The sequence below is a fragment of the Pseudomonas sp. B392_1p genome (assembly GCF_052245235.1).
Classification (GTDB): Bacteria; Pseudomonadota; Gammaproteobacteria; order Pseudomonadales; family Pseudomonadaceae; genus Serpens; species Serpens gallinarum.
Genome location: NZ_JBQPXM010000011.1, coordinates 128,105 through 152,873 on the forward strand (window position 1 = coordinate 128,105; position 24,769 = coordinate 152,873).

Sequence of the window (24,769 nt, forward strand, 5' to 3'; positions counted from 1 at the left end):
AGACAGGCGGCTACACCTGCAACAAGCGCTGGCGCAGACCCTGAATCTCGTCGCGCACCTGGGCGGCGGCCTCGAATTCCAGGTCGCGGGCCAGTTGCATCATCTTCTCTTCCAACTGGCGAATACGCTTGTTGATCTCGCTGGGCGAGCGCAGCTGACTTTCGTAGCGAGCGCTTTCTTCCGCGGCCTTGGCCTGTGCCTTGCGCTTGCCGCTACGGGCGCCGGGCACGACGGCGCCTTCAAGGATGTCGCGAACATCCTTCTTGATGCCCTTGGGCACGATGCCGTGAAGTTCGTTGAAGGCGATCTGCTTGTTGCGCCGCCGTTCGGTTTCGTCGATGGCGCGCTGCATCGAGCCGGTCATGTTGTCCGCGTAGAGAATCGCCCGACCGTTGAGGTTACGCGCCGCGCGGCCGATGGTCTGGATCAATGAGCGCTCGGAACGCAAAAAGCCTTCCTTGTCGGCATCGAGAATCGCCACCAACGATACCTCGGGCATGTCCAGCCCCTCGCGCAGCAGGTTGATGCCGACCAGCACGTCGAAAACCCCGGTGCGCAGATCGCGGATGATCTCCACCCGCTCCACCGTGTCGATGTCCGAGTGCAGGTAGCGCACCCGCACGCCGTGGTCAGACAGGTAATCGGTCAGGTCTTCCGCCATGCGCTTGGTCAGCGTGGTCACCAGCACGCGCTCCTCAATGGCGACGCGCTTGTTGATCTCCGAAAGCAGATCGTCCACCTGGGTCATGGCCGGGCGCACTTCGATTTGTGGATCGACCAGCCCGGTCGGGCGCACCACCTGTTCGATCACCCGCCCTGCGTGTTCGGCCTCGTAGGGCCCAGGCGTGGCGGACACGAAGATGGTCTGCGGACAGATCGACTCCCATTCATCGAAGCGCAGCGGCCGGTTGTCCAGTGCCGAGGGCAGGCGGAAGCCATAGTCCACCAGGGTTTCCTTGCGCGACCGGTCACCCTTGTACATGGCGCCCACCTGGGGTACCGAAACGTGGGATTCGTCGATCACCAGCAAGGCGTCGTCTGGCAGGTAGTCGAACAGGGTCGGCGGCGGCTCGCCGGGACCACGGCCAGAGAGGTAGCGCGAGTAGTTTTCAATGCCGTTGCAATAGCCCAGCTCGAGGATCATCTCCAGATCGAAGCGCGTGCGCTGTTCCAGACGCTGAGCCTCGACCAGCTTGTCCTTGCCGCGCAGGTATTCCAGGCGGTCCTTGAGTTCGGCCTTGATGTGCTCGATTGCATCCAGCAGAGTCTCGCGCGGCGTGGCGTAGTGGGTCTTGGGGAAGAAGGTGAAGCGCGGCAACTTGCGGATCACCTCACCGGTCAGCGGGTCGAAGGCAGCAATGCTTTCCACCTCGTCATCGAACAGCTCGATGCGCACCGCCTCCAGCTCGGATTCAGCCGGGAAGATGTCCACCACATCGCCGCGCACCCGGAAGCTGGCACGGGCGAAGTCCATGTCGTTGCGGGTGTATTGCAGTTCGGTGAGGCGACGCAGCAGTTCGCGTTGGTCCAGCTTGTCGCCGCGATCGACGTGCAGGACCATCTTCAGGTAGGTCTCCGGGCTGCCCAGGCCGTAGATGCACGAGACGGTGGTGACGATGATCGCGTCGCGGCGCTGGATCAGCGCCTTGGTCGCCGACAGGCGCATCTGCTCGATGTGGTCGTTGATCGACGCATCTTTTTCGATGTAGGTGTCCGAAGAGGGCACGTAGGCTTCGGGCTGGTAGTAATCGTAATAGGAGACGAAATACTCCACCGCATTGTTCGGGAAGAACGCCTTGAACTCGCCGTAGAGCTGCGCGGCCAAGGTCTTGTTCGGCGCCAGCACCATGGTCGGACGCTGCAATTGAGCGATGACATTGGCAATGCTGAAGGTCTTGCCTGAGCCGGTCACCCCGAGCAATGTCTGATGCGACAACCCGGCTTCCAGACCCTCGACCATTTGGCGGATGGCCTCGGGCTGATCGCCAGCGGGCTGAAAACGGGTGACTAGTTGCAGCGCGGACTCGGACATGAAAACCTCAATTGGTGAACCATCGTGCGGCAAATCCCATGGCGGGCGGCTCCCCTGCTGGGAACCATCGGGATAAAGGCCGCTCGAAACCCCTAGCAACATATCGCAGCTAGCGGACTTGGTGTCTATAATACGACCCCGTTTGCGCAGCGCCCTAGTGCCTTACGGCGGCAGGGTGATGCGGCGTCCTCCCCTCTTCCTCTTCGAGCTCCGTCATCATGAGTTTGTTCTCTGCTGTAGAAATGGCACCGCGTGACCCTATCCTGGGTCTTAACGAAGCGTTCAATGCCGACACGCGCTCCACCAAGGTTAATCTGGGGGTGGGCGTCTACTACAACGAAGAAGGTCGAATTCCGCTGCTACGCGCCGTTGCCGAAGCCGAAAAGGCCCGCCTCGCCGCCCATGCACCGCGCGGCTACTTGCCGATTGAAGGCCTTTCCAGCTACGACAGCGCAGTCCAGACGCTGCTGTTCGGTGAAGACTCGTCCTTGCTTGCCGAAGGTCGCGTAGTGACGACCCAATCGCTGGGCGGTACAGGCGCCTTGAAAACCGGTGCCGACTTCCTCAAGCGCCTGTTGCCCACCGCCGTGGTGGCGATCAGCAACCCGAGCTGGGAAAACCACCGCGCGCTGTTCGAATCCGCCGGTTTTCCGGTTCAGAATTATCGCTATTACGATGCGGACAGCCAGGGTGTTGACCGCGCCGGCATGCTCGCCGATCTGAAGGCACTGCCGGCCCGTTCGATCATTGTATTGCATGCCTGCTGCCACAACCCAACCGGCGTCGATCTCAGCCTGGACGACTGGAAAGCCGTGCTGGAGGTGCTGCGTGAGCGAGAGCACGTGCCCTTCCTCGACATCGCCTACCAGGGCTTTGGCGACGGTATCGATCAGGATGCCGAAGCGGTACGCCTGTTCGCCGAGTCAGGTCTGCAATTCTTCGTTTCCAGCTCATTCTCCAAATCCTTCTCGCTGTACGGCGAGCGAGTGGGTGCGCTGTCGATCGTCACCGACTCGCCGGAAGAAACCAGCCGCGTGCTGTCCCAGGTCAAGCGCGTGATTCGCACCAACTACTCCAACCCGCCGACCCATGGTGCCACCATCGTCGGCAACGTGCTCAACAGCCCAGAGCTGCGCAGCCTGTGGGAAGCCGAGCTGACTGAAATGCGCGAACGCATCCGCGGCATGCGCATGGCCATGGTGCAGGGCCTGGCTGAAATGGGCGCATCCCGTGATTTCAGCTTTGTTGCCCGCCAGCGTGGCATGTTCTCCTACTCCGGCCTGAGCCCGGAACAGGTCGAACGCCTGCGTACCGAATTCGGCATCTACGCCATCGGCACTGGACGCATCTGCGTCGCCGCACTGAACCGCAACAACCTCGGCCCGGTGCTCAACGCCATCAAGGCCGTAATCTGACGCCTCGAGGCTTCGCTTGGCTCAACACCAACCTGCTCGGTCAGGTTGGTGTTGAGAGCCACGGCAACCGGCAAAAGCCTGTTGACTTCCTTTTTTGAATCAGTAACATACGCGCCGTTGTTCCGCGATAGCTCAGTCGGTAGAGCAAATGACTGTTAATCATTGGGTCCCTGGTTCGAGTCCAGGTCGCGGAGCCAAATTCAAAGCCTCGGTTAATACCGGGGCTTTTTTATTGCTTGCGGACTCTCACCAGGGACTGCGTCCCAGGCTATTCGGCTGCGCCTCACCCCTTCGGGGCCGCGCTGAAGCGCGTTCAGCTGCGCTGTCGAGTCCAGGTCGCGGAGCCAAATTCAAAAGCCTCGGTTAATACCGGGGCTTTTTTATGCCTGCGAGAACTCAACGTGCGGGCAGCGCGGCTTCAAAGCTTTTGTAGGGTGGATGTCGTTTTTTACATCCACCATGACCCCCGCCGGTGGATCGATGAGGCGCGATCCACCCTACGATTCGTCAGCACCCTCTGCGTTATACGCCTTCCTTTTTTATATGTAGCTGGTAGGTGGATGTCGTTTTTACATCCACCACGACCCCGCTCGGCGGATCGATGAAGCGCGATCCACCCTACGTTTCATCAGCACCCTCTGTGTTACAGCCCTCCTTTTTATAGGTGGCTTGTAGGGTGGATGTCGTTTTTTACATCCACCATGACCCCGCCGGTGGATCGATGAAGCGCGATCCACCCTACGATTAGTAACTACCAACGCGTTGCTGCACTTCTACGCAGGCCGAACTTGCTCGACCACTCAACAAAAAACCCGGCACATGGCCGGGTTTTTGTGGATCACTAAACGACGGGCTTAAACGATGCCCTGGGCCAGCATGGCGTCGGCGACTTTGACGAAGCCGGCGATGTTGGCGCCTTTCACGTAGTTCACGAAACCGTTTTCTTCGCGGCCGTAGCTCACGCAGGCGTGGTGGATCGATTGCATGATCGCATGCAGGCGCTCGTCCACTTCACCGGCGGTCCAGGACAGGCGCATGGCGTTCTGGCTCATTTCCAGGCCGCTGGTGGCTACGCCGCCGGCGTTGGATGCCTTGCCCGGCGCGTACAGAATGCCGGCGTCGATAAACAGGTCCACCGCGTCCAGCGTCGAAGGCATGTTGGCGCCTTCGGCCACGCAGAAGCAGCCGTTCTTCAACAGCGTGCGGGCGTCGTTGGCGTCCAGTTCGTTCTGGGTGGCGCATGGCAGTGCGATGTCGCACGCGAGAGTCCAGGGACGCTGGCCTTCGAGGAACTGCAGACCAAAGTGCTCAGTCATCTCGCGGATGCGACCACGACGGACGTTTTTCAGGTCCATCAGGTAATCCCACTGCTCATCGGTCAGACCGGTTTCGGCAAACAGCGTACCTTCCGAGTCGGACAGCGATACCACGATACCGCCCATGTCCATGACCTTGCGGGCCGCGTACTGAGCAACGTTGCCGGAGCCGGAGATGGCCACGCGCTTGCCGTCGATGCCGCCCTTGCGGCGGTCCTTGAGCATTTCTTCGGCGAAGTACACACAGCCATAGCCGGTGGCTTCCGGACGGATCAAGCTGCCGCCGTAGGAGATGCCCTTGCCGGTGAAGACCGAGGTGAAGTTGTTCGCCAGACGCTTGTACTGCCCGTACATGTAACCGATTTCACGGGCACCGACGCCGATATCGCCGGCCGGGACGTCGCAGTCCGCACCAATGTGACGGTACAGCTCGGTCATGAACGACTGACAGAAGCGCATGACTTCAGCGTTGCTCTTGCCCTTCGGATCGAAGTCGGAGCCGCCTTTGCCGCCGCCCATGGGCAGCGTGGTCAGGGAGTTCTTGAACACCTGTTCGAAGGCCAGGAACTTGAGCACGCCCAGATTGACCGACGGGTGAAAGCGCAGGCCACCCTTGTACGGGCCAATGGCGCTGCTCATCTGAATGCGGAAGCCACGGTTGACGCGGGTACGCCCCTGATCGTCCTGCCACGGTACGCGGAACAGGATGGCGCGCTCCGGCTCGACAATGCGTTCGATAATTCCGGCTTCGAGGTAATGCGGGTTGGCTTCCAGGAAGGGCCACAGGCTGCGCAGCACTTCTTCGACCGCCTGGTGGAATTCAGGCTGGTCCGGATCACGACGCTTCAGACGGTCTAGGAAGGAATCTACTGAGATGCTCATGTGCTGCTTCCAGTGAAATTTGCCATAGGCTTGAAAAATTTAGGGGCGAGACTTTATCAAGCAAGAAGTCACCACGGAAGTGCAAAATGTCGTTTTTATGAAACTTTATGGTGCGAACTTGTAAATCGCCTCCGCAAAAGCCTAGTCAACAATCGAGGTCGTGCTGCATAGGCGCGCAGGTGCGACAAAAGCGCACAGCATTAAAACTGACACAACAAAATGGGGCCAAGCAGGCCCCATTTTGAATCCCATCCGAAGTACCGCTTACTGGGTAAGCTTCTTGTAGCGCACCCGATGCGGCTGTGCCGCGGCGTCGCCCAGACGCTTCTTGCGATCAGCTTCGAACTCGGTGTAGTTGCCCTCGAAGAACACCACCTTGCCGTCGTCCTCATATGAAAGGATGTGCGTGGCGATACGGTCCAGGAACCAACGGTCGTGGGAAATCACGATGGCCGAGCCCGGGAAGTCCAGCAGGGCATCTTCCAGCGCACGCAAGGTTTCCACGTCGAGGTCGTTGGACGGTTCGTCCAGCAGCAGCACGTTGCCGCCTTGCTTCAAGGTCAGCGCCATGTGCAAACGACCACGCTCACCGCCAGAGAGGTCCTTGACGAACTTCTGCTGGTCGGCGCCCTTGAAGTTGAACCGCCCGACATAGCCGCGCGACGCCACTTCGTAGTTGCCCACCTTGATCATGTCCAGGCCGTCCGACACCTGCTCCCAGACGGTCTTGTTGCCGTCCAGGCTGTCGCGGCTCTGGTCGACGCTGGCCAGCTGCACGGTATCGCCGATCTCGATGCTGCCGGAATCCGGCTGTTCCTTGCCGAGGATCATGCGGAACAGGGTGGACTTGCCCGCGCCGTTGCCGCCGATCACGCCGACGATGGCGCCCTTCGGCACGCTGAAGTTCAGGTTGTCGATCAGTAGGCGGTCGCCATAGCCCTTCGACACATTATTGAACTCGATGACCTTGTCACCCAGGCGCGGACCGGCCGGGATGTAGATCTCGTTGGTTTCGCTGCGCTTCTGGAATTCCTGCGACTGCATTTCCTCGAAACGCTGCAGACGGGCCTTGGACTTGGACTGGCGAGCCTTGGCGCCTTGGCGCACCCACTCCAGCTCGGCCTTCATGGCCTTGGCGTGGGAGGCTTCCTGCTTGGCTTCCTGGCTCAGGCGCGCGGCCTTGGATTCCAGCCAGCCGGAGTAGTTGCCTTCATAAGGAATGCCGTGGCCGCGGTCGAGCTCGAGAATCCAGCCGGCGACGTTATCCAGGAAGTAACGGTCGTGGGTGATTGCCACCACGGTACCCGGGAAATCGTGCAGGAAGCGCTCCAGCCAGGCCACCGAGTCGGCATCCAGGTGGTTGGTCGGCTCGTCGAGCAGCAGCATGTCCGGCGCCGAGAGCAGCAAGCGGCACAGCGCTACGCGGCGTTTTTCACCGCCCGAGAGGTGTTCGATCTTCGCGTCCCACGGCGGCAGACGCAGCGCGTCGGCGGCGACTTCCAGCTGACGCTCCAGGTTGTGACCGTCGGAGGCCTGAATAATGGCTTCCAGCTTGGCCTGCTCGGAGGCCAGGGCATCGAAGTCGGCGTCCGGTTCGGCGTAGGCGGCATAGACCTCGTCGAGGCGGGCCTGGGCCTGCTTGATCTCGCCTACGGCTTCTTCAACGATGTCGCGCACGGTTTTCTGCGGATCGAGCTGCGGCTCCTGGGGCAGGTAGCCGACATTGATGCCCGGCATCGGGCGGGCTTCACCGTCGATCTCGGTGTCGACACCGGCCATGATGCGCAACAGAGTCGACTTACCCGAGCCGTTGAGGCCGAGCACGCCGATCTTGGCGCCGGGGAAAAACGACAGGGAAATATCCTTGAGAATTTCACGCTTCGGCGGAACGACCTTGCTAACCCGATGCATGCTGTAAACGTACTGAGCCATGACTGACCTTGGATTCAAAAATTCAGGGATATCGGCAAGCGCGAGGAGGCAGATAGCCTGATATGCACCCTTTCGGTGTCGCGCATGCGGGGGATTGCGCAAGAACCGACAGGACTGCCGCGCGCATCCGGTAAAGCTACCGGAATGCGCCGTACAGGGCAAACCGACCGCGGCTGCCGGAACGTTTTTGCGACGCTAGGCTAGGGTCTGCTCCCGTTTCGCGCACGTGCCGCGACGGAGCCAGTTTTTGCGCGAGACAAGGCACGAGTCGCGCAGTTTGGTCGTTCCAAATAAGCGACGAGAAACGCTGTATCGCGCAAAAACTGGCCCGTCCCTTCGGGTTGCGCGGCAAATGACGCCATGCGGCGTTGCGTGACTTGGCAAGGGAATAACCATCGCCTGCGTCCCGCGCCTAGCCTGGCGTCATTTGGCGCAGCAACGCGGCTCGCGCCGAAACGGGAACAGACCCTGATAGCAGGCATCAACGTGAAGCGCATTCGCGCTGCATATGAATGTGCCTGCATATGCCGTGAATCCGAGGATAGGGTAGAATGCGCGGCTTACTTTCCTCCGCCAGCTGATTTCCAGGGGACCGCCATGTTCAGCCGTGATTTGACTATCGCCCGTTTCGACGCCGACCTTTATGCCGCCATGGAGCAAGAAGCTCAGCGTCAGGAAGAACATATCGAGCTGATCGCCTCGGAAAACTACACCAGCCCGGCCGTCATGGAAGCCCAGGGCAGCGTGCTGACCAACAAGTACGCCGAAGGCTACCCGGGCAAGCGTTACTACGGCGGCTGCGAATACGTCGACGTGGTTGAGCAACTGGCCATCGACCGCGCCAAAGAACTGTTCGGCGCCGACTACGCCAACGTCCAGCCCCACGCCGGCTCGCAAGCCAACAGCGCCGTTTACCTGGCCCTGCTCAACGCTGGCGACACCATCCTGGGCATGAGCCTGGCCCACGGCGGCCACCTGACCCACGGCGCCAGCGTTTCCAGCTCCGGCAAGCTGTACAACGCCGTGCAGTACGGCATCAACGACCAAGGCCTGATCGACTACGACGAAGTCGAGCGCCTGGCCGTGGAACACAAGCCGCGCATGATCGTTGCCGGCTTCTCCGCCTACTCGCAGATCCTCGACTTCCCGCGCTTCCGTGAAATCGCCGACAAGGTCGGTGCCTACCTGTTCGTCGACATGGCCCACGTGGCCGGTCTGGTTGCCGCTGGCATCTACCCGAACCCGGTACCGTTCGCCGACGTGGTTACCACCACCACCCACAAAACCCTGCGCGGCCCGCGTGGCGGCCTGATCCTGGCGCGCGCCAATGCCGAGATCGAGAAGAAGCTGAACTCCGCCGTATTCCCGGGTGCCCAAGGCGGCCCGCTGGAGCACGTGATCGCCGGCAAGGCCATCTGCTTCAAGGAAGCCCTGCAGCCGGAATTCAAGGAATACCAGAAGCAAGTCGTCAAGAACGCCCAGACCATGGCTCAGGTGTTCATCGAGCGCGGCTTCGACGTGGTTTCCGGTGGCACCGAGAACCACCTGTTCCTGCTCTCGCTGATCAAGCAAGACATCACCGGTAAGGATGCCGACGCCGCCCTCGGCCGCGCCTTCATCACCGTGAACAAGAACAGCGTACCGAACGACCCGCGCTCCCCGTTCGTCACCTCCGGTCTGCGCATCGGCACCCCGGCCGTGACCACTCGCGGCTTCAAGGAAGCCGAGTGCCGCGAACTGGCTGGCTGGATCTGCGATATCCTCGCCGACCTGAACAACGAAGCGGTGATCGACGCCGTGCGTGAAAAGGTCAAGGCCGTGTGCGCCAAGCTGCCGGTATACGGCAAGTAAGCCCTACGCGGAAACGAAAAAAACCCGGCAGCGATGCCGGGTTTTTTATTGCCTAGTGGAAATTGGGTGGATGGACAGCACTGGTGGCGAAGTAGTAGCTTCGGCTTGGAAAATAGTCTGTGGGTTAGTCGGCGAATATTTCGGGCCGTTAGATAGGATGCGTTTTTATTACGGGCAGGGAGGCTGGGATTTTGAGTAACACACTGAATTTAATAGGGAATTTGCCAGCAGAGGTGTTGCTGGGGCGGGGTTATGTAGCGGTCAGCGCTGTTTTTTTAAAACTGCGCGCATCTATCACTGTTAGGCCAATATACGACCATGAAATCTGAAATCGGTCATATATATCTATTGTCCAACCCCGCGCTAGCAGGGCTCATTAAGATCGGACACACTAAAAAAGCCGACGTCAATATTAGGGCCGGTGAGCTTTCCTCAAGCACCTCAATACCACTTCCTTTTTATGTAGAAGAATCCTGGTTCGTCGAAAACCCCTCGCAGTGGGAGTCGCGTATCCATTCCCGCCTTGAATTTTGTCGCGTAGCTAAAGATCGTGAATTCTTCAAAATTGAGCTATCTGAAGCTCAAGCCCCCATAAATAGGTTAATTCATGGTACTGACGACCCACTCGAATCAGAACTGCTTGAAATGAAAAGCCTCCTTAATTTATATAAGCGTTTCCCTACTGAATTTAAAAATGAAGACTTAAAAATGGGAAAGGTAGAAGAAATCCTAAACAGCATGAGTTCTGTCTAACAAACGGCTCAAATCGTTCGCTTCGCTCACTAGGATAGGCTAAAGCTCACCTTTAGACTCCAAACCAGCAGCTAGGAATACTGGCGTAAAGGAATAGCAAATGGGGAAAATAAAAAATCCAGCTACAATTTCGAGTGAATTCGGAGTGGACTCTGCTGTACTGGATAAGCTGGGCGTTGTTAATGTGCTGCTTAATACAGATACCTTAGTATTTATAGACCCTCTACTACTAGAACATAGTACTCACGAAGAGATTAGAGACGGCGCTTATCAGTCATATAGAGCACGATTTGAGAAGATCATTAAGCTTTTAGCTGTATCTAAGACTAAAGATGATGCTCCTTGGAGGAGTGCTAAAAGACTATTCCGCTTCTCTGAAATAAGCTGGACCTGTCTAGGGTATGGCACAACTGTTAAAGGTTCTGGGTTCGGAAAGGATTTAGTGTCCAGCACATTGGATACTGCCTCACAGATTGTCGCGCTCGGCGTTGAAGACATTGATCTTTTTATGGCGTTAGCACTATTCGAGGAGGGCATTGGGCCTGACCGAATAAGCGACATGACAACCAATATAATTTTAGAAGATCTAATTTCCTTCTCCGCCAGAATCAACCAGACACTTAATATACCGACTAAAAACTTTAAAATTGGAACTGACACGCATGCCCTGGTTATTAACCCATATACGGATCAGCCATTAATATTTGTACCTAATGATATAGTCCGTGACCTACCGATAGCCTCGGATTGGAGCGACATTTCAAGAGTTGTTAGGGAAAATGAAGAGCTTAGAGAAAGGGTTAACGACCACGTAGGTGAAATTTGGGCCACGATGAGCAAAAAGGATAAACAGAGATTAAAGGAGGCTGCGCTAAGAAGCAAAGAAGCCTTCCAGCAAGTAATGGATATGATCCGTGAAGTTAACCCGACGCCATACAACTTTAAAAGCGATAGAAATGGTGAGTCATTCTGGACCGAACTCTTAAACAGAACAGCTAATGATTATCCATACGACTTATCAAATTATTCCAATAGAAAACTACAACCCGAAGAAGTAGTAGAAATAGTAAATAAGATACTAGAGCAGTTTCAGGATCTAATTGAAAATAAGGGACTGTGGAAAGAGTTATGGGATGAAAATGGAAAGCCTAGAAAGGAAAAGGCATCTCAACGGCTTTTCTTTGCGGTTGCCCATAGTTACTGTAAGGCAAACAATATTGATTTAACACCTGAGGCAGATTCAGGTAATGGACCTGTAGACTTCAAACTTTCGCAAGGCTTCGATTCCAAGCTGGTAGTTGAAATCAAACTATCTACTAATGGTAGCTTAGTGCATGGGTATGAGAAACAGCTAGAAATCTACAAAAAAGCTGATGATACCGATTTAGGTATTTTCCTAATTATTGATATTGGTGGGATTGGAAAAAAATACGGTGAGGTCCAGAGACTACGAAATGAATTTATAAAAGATCATGGCAAGGCATCTGATATTTGGTACATCGATGGAAATCAAAAGGCATCAGCAAGTAAAAGAGCTTAACAAAAAGCTGCGGCGGAAAACTTACGCTTAGCTCCAATTGCTCGCTGAACTGGACGTTACATGAAAAGGAAATATTGAGTTGATTCTAAGAAATTTAAGCAACTCTTTCTGAGGCAGATAAAAATGATCGACTTTTTTAGGTTCAGTGGTAAGCGCGAAAAAAATCCACCCCCCTTTCTACACACCCCATACCAACGCTAGAGTATTTAGACAGATGCCAACTGAAAAATCTCAAAAAGTTAGAGCCTTCCTGAAAGAGCATGTCTATAACCTTTCAGTGAGTGGAAGCAGCGGACACATAGTGGATTTACCGGAATATGAAATACATCCTCGTGAGTTCCTTGAGTTCGCCGAGGCAGAGTTAAAAGACTTAAGCTCAAATCAATCCATAGTGAATTGCATATCCAACCTCAAGCGAGCTATTGACTGTCAAATAGACATATTTCTGTTCTCGTTAAACCTATTAAGCATTTACAAAAAAAGAAAGCTAGGAATTGACAAAAAGCTTGGCTTTATTGAGAGATGCGGAATGTTCAGCAAGTACTCACTTAGCCGAATAAACACTATAAGAAACAGATTAGAGCACGACTATCAAATACCAAAAATTGATGACATATATATTTATTTCGACATAGTAACCGCATTTATTTCCGTCCTCGAGGTGCAGCTCTTGATTGGCGGTAACGATGGAGAACTTGAATTTAAGATCGTGGAATATCCCGCAAACGAAGAAGACGAACCAATTAAACTTGGATACCTGTCATCAAGGTACGAGCCTTCAAAAAAGTCTCACTATTTCAAATGGAAAAAAGGCGACCTCACAGCAGAGCATTATGCAAGCTCCGACATTTTAGAAGAGCTAGCCGCATTCATCCGATATCACACCCTTCTTCTAAATATAAATCGCACTTACCATGGTCAATATGCCAACTCTCAACTGGATAAACTTTAGAGATAGTAACCGCATCATATGGTCATATTTATACCCGACAAGATCTTACACCAGGCAGGCAAATGGATAATAAATCTGTCCTCTTTTCTGATATTTAAAAACTCGTGCGCCGTTATGGCTCGCGAGCCTCCATTTCACTCTCCAAGCTATTTGCCGTGCATTCGGCTGCCCACTTACCCTGCACATCCATCCAAATCTTGTGCAGCTGGCGATGCCGCCAACGCGCCTGCGATCCGTCGATTACTTCTCCCTACCCCAACACCGTCTCGGCAAACTCTGCGCGTATTTCATCTTCCGGCAGTTGGTCACCGATCAGCACCAGCACGCTGTTGCGCTGCTCATCCGCGCCCCACTCGGCATCCCAATCGAAGGCGTACAGGCGTAATACACCCTGGAACACCAGGCGCTGATCGTTGCCGGCGATATTCAGCACACCCTTGTAGCGCAGCAGCGCGTTGCCGTGGCTGTCCAGCAGACGCTCCATAAAAGCGCTGAGCTTGTCGAGGTCAAGTGGCTGTTCGGTGTTCAGCACTAATGTGTTGATGCGGTCGAGGCTTTTGGCGGGAGTCATGGGGCGCAGGCTGAGTACCGGGCCCAAGTCGGCGTTCAGGTTGAAACCCCGAATATCCAGCAACTCCGCCAGATCGATGCGCCCGTGCTCCACCACGCGGATCGGCGCGCGGCGGTTGATGCGTTGCAAACGCTGGGTCAGTGCCTCGACGGCTGTGGAGTCCGCCAGATCGGTCTTGCTCAGCAGGATGCGGTCGGCGAAACCGACCTGGGCCTGGGCGATGGCTTCTTGCAGATGACGCTCGGCATTCACCGCATCCACCAGCGTGAGCACGCCGTCGAGTACGTAACGCTCGGCCAATTCCTCGGTAGCGAAGAAGGTTTGCGTCACCGGCGAGGGATCGGCCAGGCCGGTGCATTCGATCACCAGGCGGTCGAAGGCCAGCTCGCCGCTGTCCAGCTTGTCCAGCAGCAGGAACAGGGCTTTCTCTAGCTCCACATGAATGGAGCAGCACACGCAGCCATTGGCCAGGGTCACGACCTGCACCGGCTCGCTGCCCAGCAGCTGGCTGTCGATGGGCGTCTCGCTGTACTCGTTCTCGATCACGGCGATCTTCAGGCCGTGGTCGGCTTCCAGCAGATAGCGCAGCAAGGTGGTCTTGCCGGCGCCAAGAAATCCGCTGAGTACGGTGACGGGAATGGGGGGCTGGGACATGCAACAGGCTCCTGAAATGAAACGCGCCACGACGGTGCGTGGCGCGAGATTCAATGATTTACCACAACCTGCCTTGATAGGCGTCGCGAGCGTAGGGTGGACAGCGCTGCAGGCTTTTCACCGCCACTCTGCGGCCGAGGGTGGACAACGCTAGGCGGTTGTCCACCCTACCTCAAATCAGCAGCAGCGGATGGGACGACCCTTCCCGCCACCGTAGCGAGCATCCTGCCGCTCACGGAAGAATTCCTTGTGGCTCATCACCGGTTGGTCCGGGTGATTGTCGCGCATATGTTCCACGTAGGTGTCGTAGTCCGGCATGCCAACCAGCATGCGTGCCGCCTGCCCGAGGTACTTGCCCATGCGGCTGAGATCGTTGAACACGGCGGGTACTCCTTGATAACAAAAGCGCCAGCTCCCGTGTGGAGCTGGCGTACATCCCATCAGACGTTGTCAGGCATGCTCTGGAACGGGGTTTCCTTATCGGTCCGCTCCGTGTGCACCCAGGCCTTGCGGCCGACCTTGACCGCATAGAAGAGGATGCTGAACACCACGAACAAGAACAGTGCGCTAAGCACCGCGTTGGTGTAGGCGTTGAGAATCACGTTCTCCATCTGCGCCAGGCTCTTGGCCGGAGCCAGAATCTGCCCGGCAGCCAGGGCGGTTTCGTACTTGTCGGCCAGGGCCAGGAAGCCCACCGCCGGGTTGGAGTCAAACAGCTTGATCAGGCTCGCATAAGTGGTGCAGATCAACAGCCAGGCCGCGGGCAACAGGGTGACCCAGACGTACTGCTGACGCTTCATCTTGATCAGCACCACGCTGCACAGCATCAGGGCGATACCGGCGAGCATCTGGTTGGAGATGCCGAACAGCGGCCACAAGGTGTTGATGCCACCCAGCGGATCGATCACACCCTGGTACAGCAGGTAACCCCACAGTGCCACGCAACCGGCGGTGGCCAGTACGTTGGCGCCCCAGGAGTCGGTACGGCGCAGTGCCGGCACGAAGTTGCCGAACAGATCCTGCAGCATGAAGCGCCCGGCACGGGTACCGGCGTCTACGGCGGTGAGGATGAACAGCGCCTCGAACAGGATCGCGAAGTGGTACCAGAACGCCATGCCGCCTTCGCCCGGCAGAACCGCATGGAGAATCTGCGCGATGCCCACGGCCAGGGTCGGCGCACCGCCGGCACGGTTCAGAATCGAGTTCTCACCGATGTCGAGGGCTACCGCTTCCAGCGCCTCCGGCGTGATGGAAAAGCCCCAGCTGCTGACCATTGCGGCCACACTGGCCACGTCGCTGCCGACAATGGCCGGCGGGCTGTTCATGGCGAAGTACACGCCCGGCTCGATGATCGAGGCGGCAACCATGGCCATGATGGCAACCATGGATTCCATCAGCATGCCGCCGTAACCGATGTAGCGGGCGTGGGTTTCATTGGCCAGCAGCTTCGGCGTGGTGCCCGAAGAGATCAACGCATGGAAACCGGATACCGCGCCACAGGCGATGGTGATGAACAGGAAGGGGAACAACGTGCCCTTCCACACCGGACCGGTGCCGTCGGTGAACTGGGTCAGCGCGGGCATTTTCAGGTCAGGCGCGAGGATCAGGATGCCGATGGCCAAGGCAACGATGGTGCCGATCTTCAGGAAGGTCGACAGGTAATCGCGCGGCGCGAGGATCAGCCACACCGGCAGCACGGCGGCGACGAAACCGTAGCCCACCAGCATCCAGGTGATCTGCTCGCCAGTGAAGGTGAACACCTCGGCCCAGTAGGGATCCTGGGAAATCGCGCCGCCCAGCCAGATCGAACCCAGCAGCAAGGCCACACCGATCAGCGAGATCTCGCCGATGCGCCCCGGTCGCAGGTAGCGCATGTAGATGCCCATGAACATGGCGATCGGAATGGTCGCGATCACCGTGAACATGCCCCAGGGGCTGTCCGCCAGCGCCTTGACCACGATCAGCGAGAGCACCGCCAGGATGATGATCATGATCAGGAAGCAGCCGAACAGCGCGATGGTGCCGGGAATCCGCCCCATTTCCTCGCGCACCATATCGCCCAGCGAGCGGGCATTACGGCGCGTGGAAATGAACAGCACCATGAAGTCCTGCACCGCACCGGCCAGGACCACGCCGGCAATCAGCCATAGCGTGCCGGGCAAGTACCCCATTTGCGCGGCCAGCACCGGGCCCACCAAGGGGCCTGCGCCGGCAATCGCCGCGAAGTGGTGGCCGAACAGCACATGCTTGTTGGTCGGCACGAAGTCCAGACCATCGTTGTTGAGGACTGCGGGAGTGGCGCGCGTCGGGTCCAGCCGCATCACCTTGGTGGCGATAAACAGGCTGTAGTAGCGGTAGGCGACCAGATACAGGGCCACGGCGGCGACCACGATCCAGAGCGCGTTGATGGCTTCGCCACGGCGCAAGGCCACGACTCCCAAAGCACAGGCACCTATTATCGCCAATACTGCCCAGGGCAGCTGTCGAAGCAGGCTGTTGTTATTCTTATTCATATGTCACCTCCAGGAATTGTCATCCATGAACATGACGGAACGTCGCTGCTTCCAGCGCATCGCATTCGATGCCGCCACTGAGCTGTCGCAAGGCGACAACACCTGGCAGGTCCAGCTGCTGGACATCTCGCTCAAAGGGCTTCTGACCCAACTTCCGGCCAACTGGAGCGGTATAGAAAAGCACCCTTTTCAAGCCTGCCTCACGCTGAGTGCCGACGTGCAAATCCGTATGGACGTGCAACTGGTGCGCAGCCATAACCAACAGCTGGGCTTCAGCTGTCTCAATATAGATGTGGAATCCATCAGCCACCTGCGTCGCCTGGTGGAAATCAACCTGGGCGACGAGCGCCTGATCCAACGCGAACTGGCAGCATTGAGCGGCGCTTAGGAAGACAGGCCTGCGGCCAGCAAGGGCCTTGAACACGACACACGGCTGGGTAGCAACGTAGGGTGGATCGCGCTTTATCGATCCACCGGGTGGCGGTCCACCGGGTGGCGATCCACCGTGTGGTGGATGTAAACGACGACATCCACCCTACGGAGACTCCCCGAATCGGGTAGGAGCCAGCTTGCCGGCAATCCGTTTCCATAACCCCTGCCACTCATCAGCAAGCTGGGCTCCTACAAGCGCTACGTCTGCCAATGACGCTATCAACTGCGCAACAGCATTCCTACGCGCGAGCGTGGGCACACCATCGCAACGCCGAACGTCGGGTGGATCGCGCTGTATCGATCCACCGGGTGGCGCTCCACCGCGCGAGGCCATGGTGGATCGAGAAACGTCTTCCACCCTACGGACGTACTGATCGACAGATCGCCCTATTCGAACAACGCATCCAGCGCTTGCTCCAGGCGCGTCACGGCAATGACTTGCAGCCCTTTTGGCGCCTCCTTGGGTGCATTGGCGCGCGGCACGATGGCGCGTTTGAAGCCGTGCTTGGCCGCTTCTTTCAGGCGCTCCTGGCCGCTGGGCACCGGACGGATCTCACCCGACAAACCGACCTCGCCGAACACCAGCAAGTCGTTGGGCAGAGGCTTGTTGCGCAGGCTGGAAATTACCGCCGCCATCAAGGCCAGGTCGGAGGCGGTTTCCAGTACCTTGACCCCGCCCACCACGTTGAGGAACACGTCCTGATCATAGGTGGGAATGCCGCCATGCCGATGCAGCACGGCCAGCAGCATGGCCAGGCGATTCTGATCCAGCCCCAGGGTGACGCGGCGTGGGTTGTTCGTATGGCTGGTATCGACCAGTGCTTGCACCTCCACCAGCATCGGCCGGGTGCCTTCCCAGGTGGCCATGACCACACTGCCCGGCACCTCTTCCTGGGCGCGGGTGAGGAAGATTGCCGAAGGGTTGGTGACTTCCTTGAGGCCTTTGTCGGTCATGCCGAACACGCCCAGCTCATTGATCGCGCCAAAGCGGTTCTTCACGGCGCGCAGCAAGCGCAGGCGACCGTCGGATTCCCCTTCGAAATACAGCACGGTGTCCACCATGTGCTCCAACACGCGCGGACCGGCCAGGGCGCCTTCCTTCGTCACGTGGCCGACCAGGAAAATCGCCGTGCCGCTCTGCTTGGCATAGCGCACCAGCAGCGCCGCGCTCTCACGCACCTGAGCCACACCGCCGGGCGCGGACTGCAACTGTTCGGTGAAAATCGTCTGGATCGAGTCGATGACCATGACCTTGGGCTTTTCCAGGCGCGCGGTGGCAATGATCGTTTCGATACAGGTCTCGGTCATCACCTTGAGCTTGTCCTGCGGCAACTCCAGGCGCCGAGCGCGCATCGCCACCTGCTGCTGGGATTCCTCGCCGGTGACGTACAGGGCTGGCAGGCGCTGGGCGACGTTGCACAAGGTCTGCAAGAGAATTGTCGACTTGCCGATGCCGGGATCACCGCCAATCAGCACCACCGAGCCGTCCACCAGGCCGCCGCCGAGCACGCGATCCAACTCGCCTGATGCCGTAGAAAAGCGCGGCACTTCCTCGACACTGACTTCGGCCAGGGTTTTCAGCTGAGCACGCTCGCCAGCCCAACCGGAGCGGCCACTACTACTGCCGCTCGGCGCGCTTTCAATCAGGGTTTCCACCAGCGTGTTCCAGGCGCTGCATTCACCACACTGGCCGGCCCATTTGGGAAACGTGGCGCCGCACTCGGTGCAGCCATACATGCGTTTGGCCTTGGCCATGCCGAACTCCTCATGAATCGAAGCGGGAATGATACGAAACAGCTGGATGGATTTACAGTACGAAGAAGCATAACGCGCAGCCATCCACAGCCACTAGAGCTAGGCTGAAAAGGCACGTCTTGTCAGGAGAGACCGTCATGCCTTTAGAACACCATCCCCTGTCGCGCGAATTTCCGGAATTCCGCCAACAGCTCCAGCAACTGAACAGCACCAATCCCCAGTTCGTTCAGCTGGCACAGAACTACGAGGCGCTGGATAAACGTATTTATGAAGTGGAAGACGGCCGCGAAGCCGTGGACGACCTGGGTTTGCAGGGCTTGAAGAATCAACGCGTGATTCTCAAGGACCAGATCACCGAGCTCCTGAAAAAAGCCAACCCGGCGTCCGGCTAACGGACTATTCCCCCAGACGCTACCGTTCCGTAGGGTGAATCGCGCTCGATCCACTGGGCGAATCCCGGTGGATGTAAACAACGACATCCACCCTACGGGTCTATCACGAACCGCCAGCGCACCGAACTCCCCCGGATAACTTCGCCGCCGCGGATTTCATGCTGCTCCGTAGGGTGGATCACGCTTCATCGATCCACCAGGCGGGGCTTAGGTGGATGTAAAAAACGACATCCACGGACTGAGGCCGACATAACACCGCCAGCGCACCGAACTCCCCCGGATAACTTCGCCGCCGCGGATTTCATGCTGCTCCGTAGGGTGGATCACGCTTCATCGATCCACCAGGCGGGGCTTGGTGAATGTAAGAATCGACATCCGCCCCACGGACTCAGCCCCACGAAACCGCCAACATCTGAGGCTGTCCAGCACGGCTGGGAATGCTGCGCTGCGCCGCACACATCCTGACTGTTTTCAAATCACCGTCTACAGTCAGAGCATCCCCCTTTCAGGAGTGGCCTCCCATGAGCTTCATCAGCGAATTCAAGGCGTTCGCCGTCAAAGGCAACATGGTTGATATGGCTGTCGGCATCATCATTGGCGCCGCTTTCGGCAAAATCGTCTCGTCCCTGGTGGCCGACGTGATCATGCCGCCCCTGGGTGTTCTGATCGGTGGCGTGGATTTTTCCGACCTGGCCATTGTGCTCAAGCAAGCCGTGGGCGATGCGCCTGCCGTCGTGCTGGCCTATGGCAAATTCATCCAGTCGATCATCGACTTCATCATCATCGCTTTCGCCATTTTCATGGCTATCAAGCTGATCAACCGCATGCGCCGTGAAGAAGCCGCCGCCCCAGAAACCCCGCCGGCGCCGACCAAGGAAGAAACGTTGCTGACCGAGATTCGCGACTTGCTCAAGCAGCAGAGGCTCTAGTCCTGCCGCATAGATCTCGCCACGTCGGATGGCGTTGAGCGCAGTGATACCCATCATGATATTTGGCATTTGATGGGTATTGGCGCGAGGCGAATAGGTAAACCTGAATCTTTCTGCCAGCGCCTCGACCCCTCCTACGGCTCCTGCGGCTAGCGTCCCCTACCAATAATTCTCCACCGCCACCTGACCCGGTCGGCGGGTCAGACTCAACTGCAAATCACGCGCTTTTAGCAGTTGACGGGTGTCTTCAATCATCTGCGGGTTGCCACACAGCATGATGCGCGAATGCTCGGGGCTCAGTTCTACGCCAGCCGCGCGCTCCAGCTCGCCACTTTCCAATAGCGTGGTGATGCGCCCATGCAGGGCGTCGGGCTTATGTTCACGGGTAATCGTCGGCAGATAGGTGAGTTTGCCGGCGTGCTCTGCCAGGTAGTCGCGTTGCAGCAAGGTCTCGATCATCTCCTGGTACGCCAGTTCCCGCGCTTCGCGCACGCTGTAGACCAGCACGATGCGCTCGAAACGCTGCCAGACCTCGAAATCCTGCAGGATCGATAGAAATGGCGCCAATCCGGTGCCGGTGGCCAGCAGCCACAGATCCCGACCGTCGGGAAAACGATCCAGGGTCAGAAAGCCGAACGCTTGGCGGTCCACCAGCAGCTCATCACCCGGGCGTAAGCGGCTCAGCTCACTGGTGAATTCGCCGTCCGGCACAACGATGGAAAAGAAATCCAGAAACTCGTCGTGGGGCGCCGAGACCATTGAATAAGCGCGCCAGACGATACTGCCACTGGGCTTGCGCACGCCCAGGCGGGCGAACTGCCCGGCCTGGAAGCGAAAACCAGGATCGCGTGTGGTGCGTAACGTGAACAAACCCGGAGTAAGCGTCTGCACCTCAAGTAAACGTTGGCGGGTGAACTTCTCTTCGCTGGCCGTCATACTTCGCCCCCTTGGTCATCCAATCGTCATCCCCACTCTACCCCTTATCTGCTCCCGGGAAACCCGCCAGTTTTCATGCCTATTTTCGACACGCCCTTCGCCCGCCTCGACCTGATTCGCCAACCCGAGCAGGCCAATGAACCGCTGCAGGCCTTCGATGCCGCCGATGAGTACCTGCTCAGCCATCTGCATGAACAGGGTCTGATGGCTGATACGCGGGTGTTGATCCTCAACGACAGCTTCGGCGCGCTGGCCTGTGCACTGGCACGCCATTGCCGGGTGGTCAGCAGCGGCGATTCACACTTGGCACACCTGGCGCTGGAAAAAAACCTGCTGCGCAATGAGCTGCCCAGCACGGGCGTGACGTTTGTGCCGGCCAGCGAGCCGCTGGATGGGCCTTTCGACCGGGTGCTGATCCGCGTGCCCAAAACCCTGGCGCTGCTGGAGGAACAACTGATCCGCCTGCATGGTCAGTTGGCACCCGGCGCACAAGTGGTGGCCGCCGCGATGATCAAGCACCTGCCGCGCGCCGCTGGCGATCTGCTGGAGAAATACCTTGGCCCGGTTCAGGCCTCACTGGCGGTGAAAAAGGCACGCTTGCTGTTGGTCACGCCAGTGGATAAACCGGCACCGACCTCGCCCTACCCCACCCGCTACCGGCTGGATGCGCCAGCGCTGGAGCTGATCAATCATGCCAACCTGTTCTGCCGCGAAGGACTGGATATCGGTACCCGCGCTTTCCTGCCCCACTTGCCGCGCGATCAAGGCGAACTGCGCGTGGCCGATCTGGGCTGCGGCAATGGCGTACTGGGCATCGTCTATGCCCTGCACAACCCTCAGGCGCACCTGACGCTGGTGGATGAGTCCTACATGGCCGTGCAATCGGCGCGGGAAAACTGGCAGGCGGCGCTGGGCGAACGCCCGGTGGATATTCGCGCCGGCGATGGCCTGGCCGAACAACCTAGCGACTCGCTGGACGTGGTGCTCTGCAACCCGCCGTTCCACCAGCAACAGGTGGTCGGCGATTTTCTGGCCTGGCGCATGTTCCAGCAGGCCAAGGCAGCGCTGAGCCCGGGTGGCGAACTGTGGATCGTCGGCAATCGCCACCTGGGTTACCACGTCAAGCTCAAGCGACTGTTCGGCAAGGTTGAGCAAATGGCGGCAACGCCTAAATTCGTGATCTTGCGCGCAATCAAGAGCTGATCAGACCGGGCTTGCAGGATATCTGACGCTGCGCTCTGTTTGGGCAAGCTGATATCATTCGCGCCGCTTCAGGCCACATCAATGGCAGGCGCATACAGCCTGTCCGTGCTTTGCTTTCGCTGTCGCTTCGCCTTCCAATCACGGCGTCGGACCGCCACGGGGAGCTATACCATGCTGGAAAAGCTGTTCCAACTCCACGCGCACAACACCACGGTGCGCACCGAGATTCTCGCCGGAGTCACCACCTTCCTGACCATGGCCTACATCCTGTTCGTCAACCCGAGCATTCTCGGCGAGACCGGCATGGATAAAGGCGCGATCTTTGTCGCCACCTGCCTGGCAGCGGCCTTCGGCTCGGCCGTGATGGGCCTGATCGCCAACTACCCGATTGCCCTGGCGCCGGGCATGGGCCTGAATGCCTTTTTCACCTACACGGTGGTAATGGGCATGGGCCATACCTGGCAGGTCGCCCTCGGTGCGGTCTTCCTGTCCGCGTGCCTGTTCTTTTTGCTGTCGATCTTCAAGATCCGTGAGTGGATCATCAATAGCATTCCCCTGGAGTTGCGCTCAGCCATTGCTGCGGGCATCGGCCTGTTCCTGGCGCTGATTGCCCTGCAGAACGCCGGCGTCGTGGTCGATCATCCGGCCACCCTGGTGGGCATGGGTGACCTGTCGCAACCCTCGGCAGTGCTGGCCATTCTCGGCTTCTTCCTGATCGTCGGCCTGGTTGCCCTGAACGTCACCGGCGCCGTATTGATCGGCATTCTGGTCATCACCGTGGCAAGCATTGCCCTGGGCATCTCCGAGTTCGGTGGTGTGGTGTCGCTGCCGCCGTCGCTGGCGCCGACCTTCCTGCAGCTGGACATCGCCGGTGCCTTGGATATCGGCCTGATCAGCGTGATCTTCGCCTTCCTGTTCGTCGACCTGTTCGACAACTCCGGCACGTTGATCGCCGTGGCCAAGAAAGCCGGCCTGATGCGCAAGGACGGCTACATGCCGAAGATGGGCCGCGCCCTGATCGCCGACAGTACCGCAGCCATGGCCGGCTCGCTGCTTGGCACCTCGACCACTACCAGCTATATCGAATCCGCCGCGGGTGTCAGCGCCGGCGGGCGCACCGGTCTGACGGCCTGCGTGGTTGCCGTGTTGTTCCTGCTTGCGCTGTTCTTCGCGCCGCTGGCCGGCAGCGTACCGGCGTTTGCCACCGCGCCGGCCCTGCTGTTCGTCGCCGTGCTGATGGCCTCGGGTCTGGCCGAGATAGACTGGACCGACATCACCACCGCCGCCCCGGTATTGCTCACCGCCCTGGCTATGCCGCTGACCGCATCGATTGCGACCGGCATCGCCTTCGGCTTCATCACCTGGGTCGCCGCCAAGCTGCTGTCCGGGCGCTGGCGCGAACTGAACGCCATGCTGGTGATCCTGGCGGTGTTCTGCGTTATTAAGCTGGCTCTTTTTTAAGTCTGCGCCAGCTTCTGTGCGTCAAGGCCGGCCATGTGCCGGCCTGTTTTTTTCCACGCCGACAGCCTCGGCCCGAACCATGAGTCGCCCATGATCCACCCGCATACCGACCCTGCCGTATATGCCGCCCAACTCGCCGACAAAAAAACACGCCTGAGTGAACTGCTGGCCCCCTTCGAGGCCCCCGAACCGCAGGTGTTCGACTCGCCTGGCGAGCATTACCGCCTGCGCGCCGAGTTCCGTCTGTGGCGCGAAGGAGAAGCACGGCATTACGCGATGTTCGAACAGGGCGACAATCGCACGCCAATTCTGCTCACTGACTTTCCCATCGCCAGCCGCCGCATCAACGAGCTGATGCCGCAACTGCAGGCCGCCTGGACCGATCCGGCGCTGGGTTTCAAGCTGTTCCAAGTCGAATTTCTCAGCACCTTGAGTGGCGATGCGCTGATTACCCTGTGCTATCACCGCCCGCTGGATGCTGCCTGGCACGCCGCTGCCGAAACCCTGGCTGCAGCGCTGGGCGTGAGCATCGTCGGCCGTTCGCGGGGCAAGCGCACCGTGATCGGACGCGACTTCGTCAACGAGGAACTGATCGTTGCGGGACGCACTTTCCGTTACCGCCAGCCAGAAGGCGCCTTCACCCAGCCCAACGGTGTGGTCTGCCAGAAAATGCTCGGCTGGGCCTATGACGTCCTCGGCGAGCGCGACGACGATCTGCTGGAGTTGTACTGCGGCAACGGCAATTTCACCCTGCCGCTGTCTACCCGTGTACGCAAGGTGCTGGCCACCGAAGTCAGCAAGACGTCGGTGAATGCCGCCCTGAGCAACCTGGCCGACAATGCCATCGACAACGTGACGCTGGTGCGCTTGTCCGCCGAGGAACTCACCCAGGCGCTCAATGGCGTGCGACCGTTTCGCCGCTTGGCCGGCATCGACCTGGCCAGCTACGACTTCGGCACCGTGTTCGTCGACCCGCCGCGCGCCGGCATGGACCCGGACACCTGCGAGCTGACCCGCCGTTTTGAGCGCATCCTGTACATTTCCTGTAATCCGGAAACACTGGCCGCCAACATCGCCCAGCTGCACGACACCCATAAAGTGACCCGCTGCGCGCTGTTCGACCAGTTCCCCTGGACGCACCACATGGAAAGCGGCGTGTTGCTGGAGCGGCGATAGGCCTCGGTCAAGCTGCCTCGCATTCGACGCTGATAAAAAAACCGCCCCGAAGGGCGGTCTTTTATCAGCGTCGA

General features: G+C 58.5%; 19 protein-coding genes and 1 tRNA gene. 12 read left to right on the plus strand and 8 right to left on the minus strand.

All coding sequences use genetic code 11. The features are described 5' to 3' along the window. Positions 1-10: 10 nt before the first annotated feature. The gene (gene uvrB / locus ACTV8E_RS15915) at positions 11-2,032 is read right to left on the minus strand and encodes an excinuclease ABC subunit UvrB (RefSeq protein WP_443200150.1); all 2,022 of its coding nucleotides are present in this window, start codon (positions 2,030-2,032) and stop codon (positions 11-13) included. Positions 2,033-2,250: 218 nt separating this feature from the next. Here uvrB and ACTV8E_RS15920 point away from each other — a divergent pair, with 218 nt between their 5' ends. Together ACTV8E_RS15920 and ACTV8E_RS15925 are read left to right on the plus strand one after the other, a co-directional pair. Further along, on the plus strand, positions 2,251-3,447 hold the full coding sequence (locus ACTV8E_RS15920; RefSeq protein WP_443200151.1) for an amino acid aminotransferase: 1,197 nt from the start codon (positions 2,251-2,253) through the stop codon (positions 3,445-3,447). 121 nt (positions 3,448-3,568) lie between these two features. Next, positions 3,569-3,644: transfer RNA gene (locus tag ACTV8E_RS15925), tRNA-Asn, on the plus strand. 657 nt (positions 3,645-4,301) lie between these two features. Here the strand turns inward: ACTV8E_RS15925 and gdhA are convergent. Further along, positions 4,302-5,645, minus strand: a complete 1,344-nt coding sequence (gdhA, locus tag ACTV8E_RS15930) for an NADP-specific glutamate dehydrogenase (protein ID WP_251837042.1) — start codon at positions 5,643-5,645, stop codon at positions 4,302-4,304. Between the two features lie 264 nt (positions 5,646-5,909). Next, positions 5,910-7,577 carry an energy-dependent translational throttle protein EttA gene (gene ettA, locus ACTV8E_RS15935; protein ID WP_251837043.1) on the minus strand — a complete coding sequence of 556 codons (1,668 nt, stop codon included), beginning with the start codon at positions 7,575-7,577 and terminating at the stop codon, positions 5,910-5,912. A 597-nt stretch (positions 7,578-8,174) separates the two neighbouring features. Between ettA and glyA the strand changes: the two genes are divergently transcribed. The 4 genes from glyA (at position 8,175) to ACTV8E_RS15955 (ending at position 12,673) form a co-directional block, all read left to right on the plus strand. After that, positions 8,175-9,428, plus strand: coding sequence for a serine hydroxymethyltransferase (glyA, locus tag ACTV8E_RS15940; RefSeq protein WP_443200152.1), 1,254 nt, complete (start codon positions 8,175-8,177; stop codon positions 9,426-9,428). 318 nt (positions 9,429-9,746) lie between these two features. Then, positions 9,747-10,181: a GIY-YIG nuclease family protein gene (locus tag ACTV8E_RS15945; protein WP_443200153.1), complete on the plus strand. Its 435-nt coding sequence runs from the start codon at positions 9,747-9,749 to the stop codon at positions 10,179-10,181. Between the two features lie 100 nt (positions 10,182-10,281). Continuing rightward, complete coding sequence (locus ACTV8E_RS15950) at positions 10,282-11,721, plus strand: hypothetical protein (protein WP_443200154.1); 1,440 nt, start codon at positions 10,282-10,284, stop codon at positions 11,719-11,721. 214 nt (positions 11,722-11,935) lie between these two features. Next, entirely contained in the window at positions 11,936-12,673 is a 738-nt protein-coding gene (locus ACTV8E_RS15955; RefSeq protein ID WP_443200155.1) for a hypothetical protein, read from the plus strand. Between the two features lie 250 nt (positions 12,674-12,923). Here ACTV8E_RS15955 and yjiA read toward each other — a convergent pair whose 3' ends face one another. The 3 genes from yjiA to ACTV8E_RS15970 all read right to left on the minus strand — a co-directional run bounded on the left by yjiA (position 12,924) and on the right by ACTV8E_RS15970 (position 16,411). Next, positions 12,924-13,898 carry a GTPase gene (gene yjiA, locus ACTV8E_RS15960; RefSeq protein WP_443200156.1) on the minus strand — a complete coding sequence of 325 codons (975 nt, stop codon included), beginning with the start codon at positions 13,896-13,898 and terminating at the stop codon, positions 12,924-12,926. Between the two features lie 177 nt (positions 13,899-14,075). Then, positions 14,076-14,279, minus strand: coding sequence for a YbdD/YjiX family protein (locus ACTV8E_RS15965; protein WP_273537798.1), 204 nt, complete (start codon positions 14,277-14,279; stop codon positions 14,076-14,078). 59 nt (positions 14,280-14,338) lie between these two features. Then, on the minus strand, positions 14,339-16,411 hold the full coding sequence (locus ACTV8E_RS15970; protein ID WP_443200157.1) for a carbon starvation CstA family protein: 2,073 nt from the start codon (positions 16,409-16,411) through the stop codon (positions 14,339-14,341). Positions 16,412-16,436: 25 nt separating this feature from the next. On the opposite strand from ACTV8E_RS15970, the gene ACTV8E_RS15975 reads away from it, so the two are divergent. Beyond that, complete coding sequence (locus ACTV8E_RS15975) at positions 16,437-16,799, plus strand: PilZ domain-containing protein (RefSeq protein ID WP_443200158.1); 363 nt, start codon at positions 16,437-16,439, stop codon at positions 16,797-16,799. 431 nt (positions 16,800-17,230) lie between these two features. Here the strand turns inward: ACTV8E_RS15975 and radA are convergent, their stop codons facing one another. Next, the gene (radA, locus tag ACTV8E_RS15980) at positions 17,231-18,598 is read right to left on the minus strand and encodes a DNA repair protein RadA (protein ID WP_273537793.1); all 1,368 of its coding nucleotides are present in this window, start codon (positions 18,596-18,598) and stop codon (positions 17,231-17,233) included. 137 nt (positions 18,599-18,735) lie between these two features. Between radA and ACTV8E_RS15985 the strand changes: the two genes are divergently transcribed. Together ACTV8E_RS15985 and mscL are read left to right on the plus strand one after the other, a co-directional pair. Next, a complete protein-coding gene (locus tag ACTV8E_RS15985) occupies positions 18,736-18,990 on the plus strand; it encodes a YdcH family protein (protein WP_251837052.1) in 255 nt (84 codons plus the stop codon). 521 nt (positions 18,991-19,511) lie between these two features. Next, positions 19,512-19,919, plus strand: a complete 408-nt coding sequence (gene mscL, locus ACTV8E_RS15990; RefSeq protein ID WP_251837053.1) for a large-conductance mechanosensitive channel protein MscL — start codon at positions 19,512-19,514, stop codon at positions 19,917-19,919. Positions 19,920-20,078: 159 nt separating this feature from the next. Here mscL and ACTV8E_RS15995 read toward each other — a convergent pair whose 3' ends face one another. Further along, on the minus strand, positions 20,079-20,855 hold the full coding sequence (locus ACTV8E_RS15995; RefSeq protein WP_443200159.1) for a ferredoxin--NADP reductase: 777 nt from the start codon (positions 20,853-20,855) through the stop codon (positions 20,079-20,081). 75 nt (positions 20,856-20,930) lie between these two features. Between ACTV8E_RS15995 and ACTV8E_RS16000 the strand changes: the two genes are divergently transcribed. From ACTV8E_RS16000 to trmA, 3 genes are all read left to right on the plus strand, one after another. Continuing rightward, entirely contained in the window at positions 20,931-22,058 is a 1,128-nt protein-coding gene (locus ACTV8E_RS16000) for a methyltransferase (protein WP_443200160.1), read from the plus strand. A gap of 171 nt (positions 22,059-22,229) precedes the next feature. Continuing rightward, positions 22,230-23,519, plus strand: a complete 1,290-nt coding sequence (locus tag ACTV8E_RS16005) for an NCS2 family permease (RefSeq protein ID WP_443200161.1) — start codon at positions 22,230-22,232, stop codon at positions 23,517-23,519. 90 nt (positions 23,520-23,609) lie between these two features. Then, entirely contained in the window at positions 23,610-24,695 is a 1,086-nt protein-coding gene (gene trmA / locus ACTV8E_RS16010) for a tRNA (uridine(54)-C5)-methyltransferase TrmA (RefSeq protein ID WP_443200162.1), read from the plus strand. Positions 24,696-24,769: the final 74 nt, after the last annotated feature.

Bases quoted from the DNA above. Each gene is read 5' to 3' on its own strand.
- yjiA (WP_443200156.1), bottom strand. From the start codon at position 13,898: ATGTCCCAGCCCCCCATTCCCGTCACCGTACTCAGCGGATTTCTTGGC.
- ACTV8E_RS16005 (WP_443200161.1), top strand. From the start codon at position 22,230: ATGCTGGAAAAGCTGTTCCAACTCCACGCGCACAACACCACGGTGCGC.
- trmA (WP_443200162.1), top strand. From the start codon at position 23,610: ATGATCCACCCGCATACCGACCCTGCCGTATATGCCGCCCAACTCGCC.
- gdhA (WP_251837042.1), bottom strand. From the start codon at position 5,645: ATGAGCATCTCAGTAGATTCCTTCCTAGACCGTCTGAAGCGTCGTGAT.
- ACTV8E_RS15995 (WP_443200159.1), bottom strand. From the start codon at position 20,855: ATGACGGCCAGCGAAGAGAAGTTCACCCGCCAACGTTTACTTGAGGTG.
- ACTV8E_RS15920 (WP_443200151.1), top strand. From the start codon at position 2,251: ATGAGTTTGTTCTCTGCTGTAGAAATGGCACCGCGTGACCCTATCCTG.
- ACTV8E_RS15955 (WP_443200155.1), top strand. From the start codon at position 11,936: ATGCCAACTGAAAAATCTCAAAAAGTTAGAGCCTTCCTGAAAGAGCAT.
- radA (WP_273537793.1), bottom strand. From the start codon at position 18,598: ATGGCCAAGGCCAAACGCATGTATGGCTGCACCGAGTGCGGCGCCACG.
- ACTV8E_RS15985 (WP_251837052.1), top strand. From the start codon at position 18,736: ATGCCTTTAGAACACCATCCCCTGTCGCGCGAATTTCCGGAATTCCGC.
- ACTV8E_RS15945 (WP_443200153.1), top strand. From the start codon at position 9,747: ATGAAATCTGAAATCGGTCATATATATCTATTGTCCAACCCCGCGCTA.
- ACTV8E_RS16000 (WP_443200160.1), top strand. From the start codon at position 20,931: ATGCCTATTTTCGACACGCCCTTCGCCCGCCTCGACCTGATTCGCCAA.
- ettA (WP_251837043.1), bottom strand. From the start codon at position 7,577: ATGGCTCAGTACGTTTACAGCATGCATCGGGTTAGCAAGGTCGTTCCG.
- ACTV8E_RS15975 (WP_443200158.1), top strand. From the start codon at position 16,437: ATGAACATGACGGAACGTCGCTGCTTCCAGCGCATCGCATTCGATGCC.
- ACTV8E_RS15950 (WP_443200154.1), top strand. From the start codon at position 10,282: ATGGGGAAAATAAAAAATCCAGCTACAATTTCGAGTGAATTCGGAGTG.
- ACTV8E_RS15970 (WP_443200157.1), bottom strand. From the start codon at position 16,411: ATGAATAAGAATAACAACAGCCTGCTTCGACAGCTGCCCTGGGCAGTA.
- uvrB (WP_443200150.1), bottom strand. From the start codon at position 2,032: ATGTCCGAGTCCGCGCTGCAACTAGTCACCCGTTTTCAGCCCGCTGGC.
- mscL (WP_251837053.1), top strand. From the start codon at position 19,512: ATGAGCTTCATCAGCGAATTCAAGGCGTTCGCCGTCAAAGGCAACATG.
- glyA (WP_443200152.1), top strand. From the start codon at position 8,175: ATGTTCAGCCGTGATTTGACTATCGCCCGTTTCGACGCCGACCTTTAT.